Raw genomic sequence first — 16,527 nt, forward strand, 5'->3', positions numbered from 1 at the left:
AATGATGGGGATTTTATAAAACATACTATGTAGTATGTTTTTATGTAAAAAAAATTAAACTTCTAATTTTTGCAGGTAGAAAGAAAGTCCAGAGATGTAGGCTTCTAAAATAGCATCGTCTTGGTATAACTTTCTTATGCCTCGAATGCCTTCAAAAGCACTTATTAAATAAATAGCAACCGCTTTACTTTCTATATTTTGTTGGATACTTTTTTCTAATTTACCTCTATCAATTAAGAAAATTAGCGCTGCTTGCCATTCTTCTATAATTTTTTTTAATGCGATTTGATATGCAATTTCTTCATCTCCAATTTCATTAATTAAATTATTCATGGGGCAACCATGTTTCTTTTCATGAATAGAAAATGATTTTAGACGATCGATAAAAGTAGCTTTTAAAATATCTAAAGCGTTACCCGGTTGATATAATGGAGCAACCATACCATCATAAACGCGCTCTTTTACTTTTGTGGTAATTACAGCGAGACCTAATTCTTGTTTGTTTTTGTAATGGTGATAGAAGGCACCCTTAGTAAGCTTGGTAGCGAGCATAACTTTATCTACACTAGTACTTTTAAAACCGTTAGAATAAAATAATCTAAATGATTCCTCGAGGATTAATTGTTTAGTGAATTCCGATTTCTGCTTTTGCTCCATGTAGTAAAAGTAATAAAATACTAGGTAGTATGTTTTTTATTTTACTTTATTAACATGGAATTATGACGTTATGTGTCCATAAGTAGTAAACCAGCTAAGAAGAATTTAATTATTATTTCTTTATGACTTTGTCTATGGCAGAAGCTAGATACATATGATCTGAAGCCGAATTTTTACGCAATACATTGGTCATTAATACCACCATGTACGTACAATTATCTGGGTGTTCAACGATGATAACAGAGTTCATGAAATTTGAAACATTCCCCATATACTTTCCACAAACTTGACCATTAGAGCGGTCGCATTTGTACAAGCTTCCAGATTTGAAATATACCGCAGCATCTTTTAGCGCAGGAGATTGTGCATATCTAATTCTACGATCTGTCATGTACATAAGACGCTTCATTTCTAGGCTACTATTTTCATCTACCACTTTTCCTTGCTCCAGTTGTACTAAAAATTTCATCAATCCGATAGGAGTTCCAGTACTACCTCCTTTGTCACCGACATACGTATTAGCACCGCCTGTAAAAAAGCTCCCTAGACGCCATTCTTCATGGGTGATGCCTAAATCACGAAGAGGTAAATTAACCACATCATTTGCTAAGTCCGTCAGTTCTTTTTTAGGTGTTGTTTTAAAATAAGCTGATGCCTTTTCTTCTGTCAATTCAGGATACTCTTTGCCAAAAGCTGCCATTAGTAAAGCTTCTCTCCAAACAATACTTGCAGCCCCATTGTTACTTACAGACAACATATGATCTGCCCATTCATACAATGAAAATACATCACTAGCCACAACTTGGCGTTTCACCAAGGTTTTCTTTTCTACATTATAGATGGGGATGGTATGCTCATCGGTTAGGCTCCAAACACCCGCTTTAACAGTTTTATTTTTTAGTAAACTTGTTCTGCTTTCCCAAGAATCTGGATATATTTTAGCCAATTGCGTAAACAAGGCATTTAATACCGCCAGTTTACCTACACTACCTGGTTGGTACCCGGCAGTTTCATTTCTTTTGGCATACCGAATGCTATCCAAATCTGAAATATCTAAAACAGTAAGCGAGTAGCTTTTGTCTAAACCTCTGAATAAACCACTAATTTCCTTCTGGAAATCTTCATCGACTTGTAAAAAACTCCCCACACTATCCGATGCTTTAGAAGTTAAATTCAGTTTTATATCACTCCATGATTTTTTAGCCCCTTCTGGTAAAGGAGTAGCTTCTTTTAGCTCACCATTCTTAATTAATTCTAAGCGGAGTAATCTTTTGATTCCTGTTTGCTCATACCCATCAATAGGGTAATATAAAAGGGTCGTAAATGCAAAACAAGAACTAATTAGTACTCCTAGGATAAGTAATTTTTTCATGGTTATAATTTAGTAGATAAGGCTATTTCTTTATTCGTATTATTTTTTGGGGTGATGGATTCTAAATAGGCAGAACTCAATGCTTTTTTGTTTTCTACAAAAGGTCTAATTTGAAACAGCCATAATTTATTGTCTTTAAATCCTAATTCTACATCATATGCACCTTTATAATCTGTAGTGGTTTCTGCAGGCATTCTTTTTCGGATTGTTTCTGCAAGGGCCCGTATATCTTCTATATTCTGCTCATTTAAAACCGCTTTTTCAAAAGTTGCCAATTTTTTTCCAGTACCGCCCGTATCTGGTAGCGTATTATGGTAAGGTTCACGTGCAGGGGCTAATAAGTCATAGCCACCAGAATTTTTAATTTCATAGGTTTCTGCAGACTGACCATCAACGGCACCACCAGCGCCACGACTAAAGGCTATGGTTAAATCTTCTTCAAAACCAGAATTTAATCCTTTAGTGATCAAAACACCAGAATAATCTACATCTACACTAGGAATGACTAAAATAGAAGGGAAAACATTTTCTGGGTTTAATAGATATTTCTGCCTCCATTTAAAACTACGTTCGGTGTAAGGCGAAGCCCATACCTCTTTGATACCCGCGATAATTTTTTCTTTAGCTACCGCATTAAAAATAGTTAGATTAAGTCCCGCTCCCGTAAAATCCTTTAAATCTTCCATATTGGTGTCACTGCGCAGGAAAACAGGAATTGCGCCTAAATCTTTACCAAAAACTGTTGAGAATTCTTTTTCTAAGGAAGAGGTAAAGCTATCTTTTAGCGGCATTATTTTTATAGCAGCTCTCAAGATTTCTAATTGAATAAGCTGATAGTTTTCTACCTCTTTCTCAATAACATTATTTGCGCGCATTTTATCTGCTTCTGCAAACATAGTGTTAAGGAACTTCCAATACGTAACCGTTTGTCCTGGCATGGGCTGATCCATGTGATCTCTAAAAATTCCAAAAGGAATCACTAATCCCTCTACAACATTGTCCGGGAACATCTTTTTTAATTGACCTAAATTGGCCGCTTTTGGTCCACAAAGCTTTCCTGAATCATCCGCATCAACACTACGCATATTTAGAATCTCAGTTTCGTCTAAACGAATATTAGCTACCGGCACCGCAATTTTTTCTTCTTTCCGTTCTTTTTTTGCAAATAAAGCAAGTTCATCTGCTGTCATGTCTTTCTCCAATTTTAGAATTACGTTTCCTTTGTTAGAGACCGCATAAAATACTTTCTGACCATTATAGGTTAGTAAATCTTTTAAATTTTCATCGGATAATGCTGCATTCGGGATGCCTAGATTTCGGGCTAGTAATTGCACGTGAGAAACCATGTTTCCTTCCGCTACAGTACCTATTCCTGCAACAGGTTTTAAATCTGCCGGAGGACGTTGGAAAATATAAATCTTATCAGAGGCTACTTCTATCTCATCAGGAGAGCCATCAACCACCACCAATTCTCCATAGGCGTAGCCGGGATTTAAGCCTCTAAATGTGCTTTGGTTTTGTATGTCTAAAACTTTATTACTCAAAGAAGATTCTTTTGCAATAAAATCGCCAAGCTCACCTACAGCTTTACCTAAATACAAGGCAATAGATCCTCTAATCTTATCATCAATAAAACCATAAGCTTTAGGCTCAAAACCCGTGTATTCACTAACAATGTCTTGATAGGTAGCCTTTACCATCGCGGCGCTCCATTCTACCTCTCTACGGGCATTTTCTAAAACAGCTGTAAGTTCACCTAAGGTCATTTTTTTAGCTTCATATTTGCTTAACGCCCCCATCAACTGTTCCCATTCCCAAGTTTCAGCATAGCCAGCACCTGCAGTCGCCATTCCTAAATAACAGATTTTTTCTAATAAAACATTTACAGATTCCGGTTCCCATTTAGGAGCATATTTGAATAGGATATCTTCTACTTTTAAAGAGATATCCAGCAATTGTAGTTTAATTTCAGGATTTGTTTCTTCTAAAATGGCAGCTCTCAACTCCAAAAGTAAGTCAGAAGAATTAATGATAATACTTTTTGGAGTATCTGTTGCGGAAGTAATTGCATACGCTTCAATTTTCTTACCTATGGCTGTTTTTTTTACAAGAGGAGCATTCGCTAAAAATGTAGCTGGATCTATAGGTTTATAAAAGGTTTGCATGGTACCAATCAACGCATCAATTTGTTTGCTAAGACTCGTTGTTAATTTTGCCGTATGTTTCTGTTTAAACTCTTTTACTTTTTGAATGTCTACAAATTCTGGCTGACTATGAATTTTCACCCTAAGATCCATAAAAGAGTCATATCCATCAGAAATTACTTTAGACTGGCTACGCATTAATTGAGAGGTGTTATCATCACCCTCATGCGGAATATCTTTTAACGATTGTCGGATTAAAAAATAATTTTGAGCCACACGCTCTTGATCTGCTAATAACCATTTATAAAATTGAATGCCCCACGCTTGTTCATCTTCAGATTGAATAGAACCTCTATAGTATTGCCCTTTTTGCAAAATCCAACCGTCATCAATTGTTCTTAGATACTTATCTAATTGATATTGTTTTAATCGAGAATGGTTATGCTCCGTATCCCAAAATTCTTGAATATCGGTATATGCTAAAATCTGACCAAAATAAATATGGTTCTGTTCTCCTAAAGCAACTACAGCATCTTTATAACGAGCATGTTGTACACCAGGTCCAATATTTTCAGGACAAGGGTCTTTTGGTTGTCGAATACTACCATCGGTGCAAAACCAACGAATATCTTTGTAAGGTCCTCTTATATCATTTTTATAGGCATTTATTTGTTCTGTAATCTTTTCATTGCTAAGTTTTTGAGAAAATAATGTAGCGGTGAATAAAACCAGAATAAAAGTAGAAAGTGATTTGGTTTTCATGGGGTGATCAAATTTAAATCATAGTAAAAGTATACTTTTTGTAAATGCATTTGTTTAATAATTTACTGATTTTTTATGGATTAATTTAAAGTTAAATGTTTTATTCGATTAGACTATAATTGTATTTTTGACACTTAACCGATAAACCCTTTCTAATGAAGTTCTTAATACCCTCCCTTTTTGCGCTACTCTTGTTGAATACCCAGTGTAAAGAACAAAAGAAAGAAGAATTGGTTAAAGAAGAGGATAAGGTAGTGCTTGTAACTCCCGAAAAAGAAGTGTTAAAAGAAATTTTAGTGGAGCAACCTGCAGATATTGAAGTGCCAAAAGGCATGGTTTGGATCCCAGGAGGAACCTTTAATCAGGGAGCAGTACCTCAAGATAAAATGGCTATGGATCATGAGAAACCTATGCATGAAGTGCAAGTAGATGGTTTTTTTATGGATATTACCGAAGTTACCAATGCCCAATTTGCAAAATTTGTAAAAGAGACAGGCTATATTACCGTGGCTGAACGAGCAATTGATTGGGAGGAAATGAAAACACAACTACCTGAAGGTACTCCAAAACCTCATGATTCTATTTTACAGCCAGGAGCTTTAATTTTCAAAAAAACAAAAAGTTCTGTTCCTAATTTATACGATTTTTCTCAATGGTGGGAATGGAAGATTGGAGCAGATTGGAAACATCCAAACGGACCAAAAAGTACCATACAGGGTAAAGATAAAGAGCCTGTAGTTCAAATTTCTTATGAGGATGCTATGGCTTATTGTACATGGGCCGGAAGAAGGTTGCCAACAGAAGCGGAGTGGGAGCGTGCTTCCCGTGGATATCAAGAGAAAACCATATATTTCTGGGGTGATGACCTTAGCAAATTAGCCACTATGGCAAACACTTGGGAAGGGGAGTTTCCTGTTACCAATTCTAAATTAGATGGTTTTGAACGCAGAGCAGCAGTAATGTCCTATCCTGCCAATGATTTTGGGTTATATGATATGGCAGGTAATGTGTGGGAATGGACTTCAGATTGGTACAGTTCTAATTATTTCAAAGACGTAGCCAATAATGTGGCACTGGCAAGAAATCCTCAAGGGCCCGCTAAAACCTATAATCCCAATAACCCGTATGCTATAGAAAAAGTAATAAAAGGAGGTTCTTTTTTATGCAGTGCTTCGTATTGTGCGAGTTATAGAATTTCTTCACGAATGGGTTCAAGTCCAGATTCCGGGGCAGAACATGTTGGTTTTAGAACTGTGGCTACTCCAAAGATGCTCACTAAAAATTAAGATTTTTCTTAGAAAAATGCGTCAAAGAGAAATCTACTATTAAACTATAACAACTTTTGATAACTTTTAATGTAAGTTTTTTGACAAAAAACCTACTTTTGAAGTAACAAATATGAAGTACTAGATTATGTCAGATAAAATTGAAAGAATTAAAACTTTAATTATTGGTTCGGGACCTGCAGGGTATACTGCAGCTATTTATGCAGCAAGGGCAGATTTGAAGCCTGTTGTTTATACGGGAATGGAGCCAGGCGGACAATTAACGACAACAACAGAAGTTGATAACTTTCCGGGATATCCAGAAGGAATTGACGGACCGACAATGATGATGCAATTGCAATCTCAAGCAGAACGTTTTGGTACGGAAGTTAGAATAGGAATGATTACGGCAGTAGAATTCAGCACAGAAGTGGGCGGTATTCACAAAGCTACAGTAGATGATTCTATTCAAATTGAAGCAGAAACAGTAATTATTTCAACAGGAGCAACCGCTAAATATTTAAATATTCCTAGTGAACAAAAATTAAGAGGTGGAGGCGTTTCTGCCTGTGCTGTTTGCGATGGTTTTTTCTATAAGAACCAAGATGTAGCTATTGTAGGAGCAGGAGATACTGCAGCGGAAGAAGCATCTTACTTAGCAAATATTTGCAAAAGTGTTACCATGTTAGTTCGTAAAGACGAGATGAGAGCCTCGAAAGCAATGCAACACAGAGTTCATAATATAAAAAATATTAAAGTCCTATATAACACAGAAGTAGATGAAGTATTAGGAGGACAAGTAGTAGAAGGTTTACGTATGGTAAACAATGTGACTGGTGAAAAATCAGAAATAGATATTACAGGCCTATTCATCGCTATTGGGCATAAGCCAAATACGGATATTTTTAAAGGTCAGTTAGATATGGATGAAACTGGTTACTTAATTACAAAAGGAAAATCTACTAAGACAAATCTTCCAGGAGTATTTGCTTGTGGAGATTCTCAAGATAAAGAATACAGACAAGCGATTACTGCGGCGGGTACAGGCTGCATGTCAGCTTTAGATGCCGAGCGTTACCTGGCAGCGATAGAAACACCGGCCTCAATGGCTTAAATTAAAAAAGAGCCGCTTTTTAGCGGCTCTTTTTTTTAATACTCCCAACGTCTTTTAAGGTTAAGTTTGAAAAATAGTATTAATCTATTCGTTTATAGTTTTCTGAAGAAATTTTGCTGCCTTCGTCATCTACTGTAATTTGTTTAAAGGAATCTTTGTCCAATTGTAACTCAAATTTAAATACTTGAACAGTATCTTGAATTTTCATCATCATTTCGGAGCCAAATTCTAATTGTTCCTCCAAGTTATTTTCTGAATTTGAATAAGAACCATAACCAAACCATTCTGATGGATCATCTGGAGAATAACGTGTCCACATCACTTTACCTTTACTATAAATTTTTACCTGACGATATCCATTAATATTGGAAAGAGTGTCAGTTACATTCATACCGTCGTAGTTAAAACGGTTAACGAGCTCCCATGTACCTTCTAAGGAAGGGTTTTTCAAAGATTTAAGAGGTGTAACATTAGTTGAAGAAACTAAAAATAACATCAAGAAAATCAATCCGATTAATTTTTTCATGATCTTGTATTTTTAAATTGTTAGATACCAATAAGTTACAATATTTTTTTATTAAAATGTAAGAAAATTACTAAAAACATTTTAAAAAAAAGTGTCCATCATTTTTGATTAGATGTAACATAGCAAAAAGGCCAATACTTGCGCATTGACCTTTGGGGGTTTAATTTGGTGAGAAGGTTAGTTATATTATTCTTCGGTATTCCACCATAAAGGAGTTGTTAGTCTTATTAAGGGGTCATTATTTGGCATGTTCACATAGTTTCTATCTTCCTCATTATATTCATACATCATGGCTTGTATCCAATCATCATCATTAGGAAAAATGGATAAATTAACATTTACAGGTCTCTTTAAACCATGGTATATAGTGTCACTATAATCCATTCTTCTCATATCTACCCATGTCTCTGGATTAAGCATATTCGCAATATACTTCTGGATCATAATATGGGACAGTGCTATATTATCAGCGCTTATTTCTGTGTCAATTAAGTCCATATAACTTGTTATCTGATCTTGCGGTACATTTAATTTTTGTAAATCGGCAAGCACTCCTTCTTTAAAAGCTGCATATGCGCCTACCAAATCGTTCTTTCTAAATCTTGCTTCAGCTTCTATGAATTTAACCTCACTATATGTTATCATATAGGTCGGTGATGTAGCACTTGTATAAAAACCTCCATTTCCTAGAGAAAAATCATCTCCGGATTCATCATTTAACCCATTGCCAATAATAACCCCTTTGTAGCCGCCATTTATAGCTTCGGGAACAATGATAGGCAATCTAGGGTCTTCAATTTCGCTAGAGAGATTAAGAGGGTTTTTTAATAGATTTACAAAAAAATCTGAAAAATAATCCATTCGAGATGATCCGTACCCATTTGCGCTAAATGGTTGATTATCATTTTCTGGTGTTCCTCCTCCAAAATTTTGCTGTGCATTAAGTTCATTAGAATTTATTCCTGATTGGCAAGCAGCAATAATAGCATCAGCATCATATGCTAAGTCTCCGGATGATTTTTTGCTTAAATGATTTAAATATCTAGCTTTTATAGAATAGGCGAATCGAATCCATTTATCTTGATCGCCGCCATATAATACATCGCCTTCTTCTTCATTAAGCCCAATGCTGCTTTCTTGTCCAAGCTCTGCTATTGCTTCATCTAGTAAGGTGAAAATAGCAGTATACGCTTCTTCTTGAGATACAAAACCAGGAGTTATGTTCATTGAAGATATTCCGTCGTAAGTATCTCCCATAACAATAGCACCATATTGATCTGTAGTCATTCCAAAAATATAGGCGCGCAATATTTTACCTACGGCGCTATAGTTTGGAGCATCATATGTTTCTCCTAATACAATTAAATCTGCTGTATTAGGCAAGGCATAAACATAGGAGTTTTGCCATAGGAAATAGCTGCCCGTAGTCATAAAAGAACTCCAAGTTTCGGAATAGTAATTGGCTACGTTTTGGGAGCCATATTGCATAATTCCTAGAACCTCTCTAGTGCCACGATATTGCGCTGTGCCTGTTGTGTTTTCTATGGCACCTTTAATTCGTAACTGTGGTGCTAATGACGTTGTTGTAGGTGCTGTTTCTGAACTGTTTACATCAAAATAGTCATCACTACATGAAGCTAAAACTAATGTAAATGCGAAAATTATATATTTTAATTTTTTCATAATATTTTTTTTAGAATCTAAATTTTAAACCTAAATCAAATCCTTTGACATTAGGGGTTCCTAAATTGTCAATAGATACTGACCCTGCTCCTGATATTCCTGCGCCAAATGTGTTTACTTCAGGATCTACACCACTATAATCTGTAATCGTCAACAAATTGCGTCCAGTAGCATATAGTTCTAATCCAGATATAGATAATTTATTTAAAATTTCTTTTGGAAATTTATACGATAAGGTTACATATCTTAAACGAGCAAATGATCCATCTTCAATAAAATTCTCAGAATTCAAAGAATAATAATTTTGATAGTAGTTTTGGTCTTTTGTAACGGCTACCGTGTTTGTATTTCCATCTACATCAACACCAGGTAATACTATAGTTTCATTTCTATCTAAGGTGTTTTTACTTACACCGTAATATACTAATGCAGATTCTGTAGCATTATATACGTCAACACCTTGTACAATATCGAAAAGGAAGGATAATCCTAAGTTTTTATAGTTTAAGGTATTAGAAATGCCTAAGGTCCATTCCGGTATTCTATTTACGTCGTCGTAAGTTTCATCAGTAAGGGTAGGTAAGCCATTTGCATTTATAATAACTTCACCTTCATCATTTTTTAAAGGTCTTTTCCCTCTTAATCCAAATAAAGAACCATCTAGTATGGCAGCTCCGGCAGCAGAATTTCGATACGTCCAAGAATCAGATAAATATACTTCATTTAAAAATCCGGGAAGATCATTAACCTTACTATCGTTTTTACCGAAATTAAAATCTAAATTCCATTGTACTGCCGATGTTTTTGGCATCAGTTGTAAACGAAGCATAGCCTCTACACCTTTATTGGTAATAGAGCCTCCATTAAGTGTAGCGTAAAAAGTACCTGTAGTTGGTGGTACTCTAATATCTCTTAAAATTTGATTGTCAGAAGTACTCGTGTAGTACGTGAAATCTAGGCCAACTCTATTCTCGAAAAAGCGCATATCTGTACCAATCTCAAAACTATTAGTGAACTCTGGTTCTAAGTCAGGATTTCCAACATTCACACCATTCCATGTATACGCAGAACTTGCTAATCCATTTATGTCTTTGCCTAGTGAACTTTCTAAGGCACCAATAGGAGCATCTTTTCCTACTTGCGCCCAAGTTGCTCTTAACTTTAAGTACTTTAAACCTTTTGATGAAGTAATGTCTGAACCATAAGCTTTAAATAAATCTGTCACGACCGCAGACATTCCTACTGAAGGGTAGAAAAATGATCTTTTGTTTTCTGGCAATGTTGAAGACCAGTCATTACGGCCAGTAGCATTTAAAAATAAAGCATTCTTATATCCAAATTTTAATTCTCCAAAGAAACCCACTATGCGCTTTCTTGATATAATTTCAGAAATAGTTTGATCTTCTTTTACAATGTTCCCAATACTGTAAATTCCTGGAGCTTGAAAATTAATACCACTAGTATATGTGGTTCTAGTATCTGTTTCTTCAACAGAATTACCAATCATAGCATCAATTGAAAAATCATCTGTGATGTTTTTTGTGTAATTTAAAAAGAAATTAGAAGTTAAGCTGGTGAAGTCTTTTTCATATTGACTTATATAACCATCCTCTCTATTTTCAATTAACGAACCGTCACCAGTAATTTTTTTGTTGTAATCACTATACGTATCTGTACCCAGTCTATAAGTTATATTAAAGTCATTTAAGAAATTATAATTTAAGGAAATAACACCAAATAGTCTCTTTACTTTATCTGTGTTAGGGCTATTGTCAATACTCCAGTAAGGGTTGTCAAACTGTTGGTCGGTAAAATATGTTTTTTGAGAGCCATCACTATTTAGGTAGTCTTGAGTATTAACATTAGCAGGATATGCTAATAAGCTTGTAAAACTACTTCCAGAAACATTACCTTGTTTGTTACTGGCTACATCTGTTGTAACATAATTTGCAGAAACTCCAACAGTAAAATTTTTCTTAATCTCAGTGTTCGTATTTATTTTGAAAGAAGTTTTGTCATAACTAGTGTTCTTTATAATTCCATCTTGAGAAAGATCTCCTATTGAAAAATAGACATTACTTTTTTCAGAACCACTAGAGTAACTTACATTATGATTTTTAGTAATCGCATTTTTATAAAAATCTTCAATATTTTTATAGACGGGAGAAGCACTATTTAGAGTTTCACCAAATGAAAATGGCGATTCTGGGTCGTAAGTTATACCATCTGCAGTACTGATTTGAGCACCTTGTCCATAAGTTGTTTGAATATCAGGCGTACCTATTACTTGATTAGAAGTGATAGACCCAGTATAGGTCACAGTGCTAACGCCTGCTTTACCTTTTTTAGTGGTTATAATTACGGCACCTCCTGCAGCTTGTATACCATATAATGCAGCGGCAGCAGGACCTTTTAAAACCGAGACCGTCTCAATATCTTCAGGGTTAATATCAGAAGCTCTGTTGATACTCGCAACTTCTAAACTAGAGCTGGTAGAGTTATCTATAGGAATACCATCTACCACAAATAGTGGTTGATTATTACCAGTGATAGAAGTACCGCCGCGTATTAAGATTACCGCTGATGATCCTGGAGCTCCACCAGAATTTACAACGGTCACACCAGATACTTTACCTTGGAGGCCATTTACCATATTGGTTTGATTACCTTCTAATAATTCGTCTGCTTTTACTGCTTGCACGGCATAACCTAAAGCTTTTTTCTCTCTTTTAATTCCTAAAGCAGTGATGACAACTTCATCTAATAGCTCCCCTTCCTCTAACGAAATTGATAAAGGAGCATTAGATTTAATTTGAATTTCTTTAGTACCATAACCAATATAGGAAATAACTAAAGTAGCATTTAAGGATGCATTGATTTGAAATTTTCCATCGAAATCTGAGGTAGTACCTATTGTAGTTCCTTTTAGAATGATACTTGCGCCCGGTAGGGGCATTTGTTCTGTGCTTGAATTTACAACTCCTTTAATTGTAAGTTCTTGTCCTATAGATATTTGGAGTAAGAACAGAAACAATAGAAGCATTGAAAAGTGTTTGTTTCTCATAATTAGTATATTTTTGAGTTAGTTAATTCAAATTTAAACTAATTACTAAAACACGCAATAAAACTGCAAAATTTGTTTTTTTAAATGCATAAAACTGCATTATTATGTTAAAATACTTACAATATGCGGATTGTTATGTATTATATTATCAATTTTAATTTTATTAAATGAAAAAAAAAGAAAGACAAAAGCAAATAGTACATAAAGTAATGCTTCACAGAAAGGTTACTTCTTTAGGACTTTCAGAAGACCTAGATGTATCTGAGGATACTATTAGAAGAGATCTAAACGAATTGGATACAAAGGGTATGTTGACGAAAGTGCATGGTGGAGCTGTTTCAACCATACAAAGACTTTATCATTATAATGAAGACGCCGTATTTAATAAGGATAAAAAGAAGAGTATAGCTCTTAAGGCCGTTCCTCTTTTAGAAGATGGTATGGTAATTATTATGAGTGGAGGAACAACTAATCTAATGTTCGCTAGGGTTATTCCTAAACATTTAAAGGCTACAATTTATACCTATAGTATTCAAATAGCCATGCAACTTACAGAGCACCCTAATATTGAAATTATATTAATAGGAGGACGAATTCAAAAAAAATCAATGGTAACTTTAGGCATAGATGTGTATAAGGTTTTGGCAAATATACATGCGGATATTTGCTTTGTTGGAGCCAGTGGTATTACCCTAAATCAAGGAATTACAGATGAAGATTATGAAATTGCCCAAATTAAGCAACAGATGACACATTCTTCTGATAAAGTAGTTTCATTAATCACATCAAACAAATTAAATGTAAGACATAATTATTCAGTTTGTCCTATTAATGAGATAAACGTAATCATAACAGACTTAGAAAATAACAATGTAGATGTAACTGATTATTTAAAGGCAGGGGTGCAAATTTTTTAAAAATCCTAAATATTATTTTAAGTATGAATTAATAACACCACAAAGGGTGTTAATCTCTTCTTTAGTATGTGCGGCACTAAGTACAATTCTACTCATTAAACTGGCATTCTCATTTGGATAACGAAAGCTGGTAACCAAGATTTGGTGCTCTTCCAAGTGTTGGGTTAAATTCTCATCTGCAAAAGTAAAAGCTGGATGACCAATCATAGATTTAAATTTAGTGATAAGATTGATTTGTGTTCTGAAAAATTCAATATTTTGTTCTAATAAAGAACGCTTTTTATTCAATAATTCTTCTCCAAAATAGATAGTAGCTAAGTTGGCAGGAGCAGCGGGACTAGAGCCACCAAAAAAATCAGTTTCAATAAACTCATTAATTCTTTTAGTGTCTGCAAATATAGCACCTCCTTGCACGCCAAAACCTTTTCCTAAGGAGCAACATACTATAAGTTCTTTTGGATGTAATTTTTTCAAAGAAGAAAATACACCACCTCCATTTTTTCCAAGAATACCTATTCCGTGAGAATCATCTACCACCAAAATTACATCGTTTAATGGTAGTGCTTTTAACCCATTAAAGTCAGGAAAATTAGCGCCAGAAAAATCGATAGAATCAAGAAATACAACAGGCGTACTGTCTTTATTTTTTTCTAAATGATCACGCAATGCAATATTTAGCGCTGCAAATGTAATATATGATTTAAGCTTATTTTCTTGATTGTTACAGAGGTAAAGAGCAGAATGAGTATTGGGTGAATAGAAAAAGCGAAACTCTTTTCTGTTTAGAAATTGACTTATGAATTGACCCGCTAAGTATCCAGAAGATAAGGTTACGCAAGCTTCGCTACCTACTAATTTTGCTAAATAACTTTCGGTTTGATCAAAAATAGAAATCCGAATATTAGATTTTCTTGACGCGCCATAATTTGTGCCATATTTTCTAAGATTATCAATGTATATATTTTGAAATTCTAAATCCGTTTGTAAGCCTAAATACGCAGTGCCACCAAAATAAAGATAATTAGTGCCTTTTACTTGTATGTTTTTGCTTGGAAAAGAATTAATATATTTTGTCATGATCTTAGTGTTATGCCACTACCTCCAAGCTTAGGATAGCTTAGACTAGCATCTTTGTGAATGATGATACCATCTGCGATGTCTTCTTTTAATAGAAGAGCACCATCCATATCAACATAATCTAATTGCGGTAATATTTGGGCGATTGCCGAGATACCTACAGAAGACTCCGTCATACAACCCACCATGACTTTTAAGCCTAAGTCTTTACCTTCTTTAATCATCCGTAAAGCAGGGGTGAGTCCGCCACACTTTGTTAATTTAATATTTATACCACTAAAATGCAACCCACATTTTGCTACATCACTTTCTACAATACAACTTTCATCGGCAATAATAGGTAAAACACTGTGGTGCATTACTTTTTCCATCCCATCCCAATCATCAGCTTTTAAGGGTTGCTCTAAAAATTCTACACCTAAATCTTTTAATAATGGGGCATTAAAAATTGTTTCTTCTGCGGTCCAAGCACAATTCGCATCAATCCTAAAAATTGCATCGGTATGTTTGCGCAACTCTTTTACGATATTAACATCATCATCTGTTCCTAGCTTTATTTTGTAGATCGGCCATGGTGTTTCTTGCATCTTAGCCACCATTTTTTCAATACTAGCAATACCAATTGTATAGTTGGTTGTTGGGTAATGATCTAAGCTTGTATTCCATATTTCATAAAGCGGTTTTCCTTTTAGTTTACCGTATAAATCATGAGCAGCTAAATCTAAAGCGCATATCGCAAAATTAGAAAGTCCCTTTTTTGTTATAAAAGCATGAAATATTTCGGGCGTTGTAAATGTAAATTCTTCTATAGCCGATCGGACGGCATTTATTTCTGCCATCATACTCTCTACAGAAATTTTATAGTATGGGTTTGAAGTTGCTTCTCCATAACCAGTATATCCATTTAAACTAAGGCTTACAATTAATGTATTTTGAAAATCATGAGATTCTCTAGAAATACTAAAGGTGTGTTTTAAGGGTAAAATGTATTTTTTTAATTGAAGCTCCATCGTATAAATCTTTCCTACGAAAATAGGCAAAGAGAAAATATAAAAAAACGAAAAGCCATTGAAATTTCAATGGCTTTTCATCTATTTAAGTTAGTTTTTAATCGTTGAAGGTAACACTACCCGAAACACTTTTATTAGAATTTACTTTTGCTTTACCGGAATAAGATATATTCCCTCCGCTACTAGCATCTGCATGTAATGTTTCTGATACATAAATTGCAACATTAGCACCGCTACTTGCTTCTGCGTTACAAGTTTTTGAGGTCAATTCTTTACCTCTTACATTTGAGCCACTACTAGCATCAATAGTAGCATTAGTAGCTTCTCCTAGAATTTTAAGATTAGCGCCACTGCTAGCATCAACAGTTAGTTCATCTGTTACAATATTTACATTAACTAGAGAACCACTACTAGAATCTATTGTTAGTTTGTCTGATTTAATGGTGTTTGTTGCTGTTACGTTTGCACCGCTAGAGCTTTTCAACTCTGATATATTAGGTAAAGAAACGTATACTTTCTTTGTAGCATTACCTATGTTTTCGATAGCATGAATCTTAAGGACATTGTTATTAACATCTGTTCCTATTAAATCAATAATATTCTCATCTGCCTCAACTTTAATTTCGAATACTGCTGCTTGGGTTACAATGACTTCTAAACCTTCTGAGGCCGAAATTTCTGTGAAATCTTCATTTACGGGCCTGATGTCTTGGGTTACTATTCCGTTTCCTTTAACGCCAGATCCAAATTCGCCTATTTTTATATCCATTCCGCAGGAACTTAAAAAAACGCTTAGTGCTAGTGTGATTGCAATTCTTACTAAAGTTGTCATGATTGTTGTTTTTATGATTGGTGTAAATTTGATGCTTTTTTAGGTTGTTGTATAATTATACTAACCCAACTGTTGTTTTTGATTGATGAATTGTTATGATTACA

The 16,527-nt window shown here is 34.6% G+C and carries 12 protein-coding genes; 3 read left to right on the top strand and 9 right to left on the bottom strand.

The genetic code is table 11. The features are described 5' to 3' along the window. Nucleotides 1-54 precede the first annotated feature (54 nt). From M666_RS10715 to M666_RS10725, 3 genes are all read right to left on the bottom strand, one after another. Complete coding sequence (locus tag M666_RS10715; protein ID WP_025614536.1) at nt 55-657, bottom strand: TetR/AcrR family transcriptional regulator; 603 nt, start codon at nt 655-657, stop codon at nt 55-57. 112 nt (nt 658-769) lie between these two features. Next, on the bottom strand, nt 770-2,029 hold the full coding sequence (locus M666_RS10720) for a serine hydrolase (RefSeq protein WP_029445852.1): 1,260 nt from the start codon (nt 2,027-2,029) through the stop codon (nt 770-772). Between the two features lie 2 nt (nt 2,030-2,031). After that, the gene (locus M666_RS10725) at nt 2,032-4,935 is read right to left on the bottom strand and encodes a PEP/pyruvate-binding domain-containing protein (protein ID WP_029445853.1); all 2,904 of its coding nucleotides are present in this window, start codon (nt 4,933-4,935) and stop codon (nt 2,032-2,034) included. Between the two features lie 155 nt (nt 4,936-5,090). Here M666_RS10725 and M666_RS10730 point away from each other — a divergent pair, with 155 nt between their 5' ends. Together M666_RS10730 and trxB are read left to right on the top strand one after the other, a co-directional pair. Further along, nucleotides 5,091-6,221: a formylglycine-generating enzyme family protein gene (locus tag M666_RS10730; protein WP_029445854.1), complete on the top strand. Its 1,131-nt coding sequence runs from the start codon at nt 5,091-5,093 to the stop codon at nt 6,219-6,221. A gap of 127 nt (nt 6,222-6,348) precedes the next feature. Then, nucleotides 6,349-7,314, top strand: coding sequence for a thioredoxin-disulfide reductase (gene trxB / locus M666_RS10735; protein ID WP_024479985.1), 966 nt, complete (start codon nt 6,349-6,351; stop codon nt 7,312-7,314). A gap of 79 nt (nt 7,315-7,393) precedes the next feature. Here the strand turns inward: trxB and M666_RS10740 are convergent, their stop codons facing one another. The 3 genes from M666_RS10740 to M666_RS10750 form a co-directional block, all read right to left on the bottom strand. Beyond that, the gene (locus M666_RS10740; RefSeq protein ID WP_029445855.1) at nt 7,394-7,840 is read right to left on the bottom strand and encodes a hypothetical protein; all 447 of its coding nucleotides are present in this window, start codon (nt 7,838-7,840) and stop codon (nt 7,394-7,396) included. Between the two features lie 186 nt (nt 7,841-8,026). Beyond that, entirely contained in the window at nt 8,027-9,523 is a 1,497-nt protein-coding gene (locus M666_RS10745) for a SusD/RagB family nutrient-binding outer membrane lipoprotein (protein ID WP_029445856.1), read from the bottom strand. A 10-nt stretch (nt 9,524-9,533) separates the two neighbouring features. Next, the gene (locus M666_RS10750; RefSeq protein WP_029445857.1) at nt 9,534-12,587 is read right to left on the bottom strand and encodes a SusC/RagA family TonB-linked outer membrane protein; all 3,054 of its coding nucleotides are present in this window, start codon (nt 12,585-12,587) and stop codon (nt 9,534-9,536) included. A 167-nt stretch (nt 12,588-12,754) separates the two neighbouring features. Here M666_RS10750 and M666_RS10755 point away from each other — a divergent pair, with 167 nt between their 5' ends. After that, nucleotides 12,755-13,504: a DeoR/GlpR family DNA-binding transcription regulator gene (locus M666_RS10755; RefSeq protein WP_024479988.1), complete on the top strand. Its 750-nt coding sequence runs from the start codon at nt 12,755-12,757 to the stop codon at nt 13,502-13,504. A 12-nt stretch (nt 13,505-13,516) separates the two neighbouring features. Here the strand turns inward: M666_RS10755 and M666_RS10760 are convergent, their stop codons facing one another. The 3 genes from M666_RS10760 to M666_RS10770 form a co-directional block, all read right to left on the bottom strand. Next, the gene (locus tag M666_RS10760; RefSeq protein WP_029445858.1) at nt 13,517-14,581 is read right to left on the bottom strand and encodes an aminotransferase class I/II-fold pyridoxal phosphate-dependent enzyme; all 1,065 of its coding nucleotides are present in this window, start codon (nt 14,579-14,581) and stop codon (nt 13,517-13,519) included. Next, on the bottom strand, nt 14,578-15,591 hold the full coding sequence (locus M666_RS10765) for a dipeptide epimerase (protein ID WP_029445859.1): 1,014 nt from the start codon (nt 15,589-15,591) through the stop codon (nt 14,578-14,580). The genes M666_RS10760 and M666_RS10765 overlap by 4 nt, the downstream gene beginning before the upstream one ends. Before the next feature lie 97 nt (nt 15,592-15,688). Next, the gene (locus M666_RS10770; RefSeq protein ID WP_029445860.1) at nt 15,689-16,423 is read right to left on the bottom strand and encodes a head GIN domain-containing protein; all 735 of its coding nucleotides are present in this window, start codon (nt 16,421-16,423) and stop codon (nt 15,689-15,691) included. Nucleotides 16,424-16,527 lie beyond the last annotated feature (104 nt).

The organism is Cellulophaga baltica 18 (genome assembly GCF_000468615.2).
Taxonomy (GTDB): Bacteria; Bacteroidota; Bacteroidia; order Flavobacteriales; family Flavobacteriaceae; genus Cellulophaga; species Cellulophaga baltica.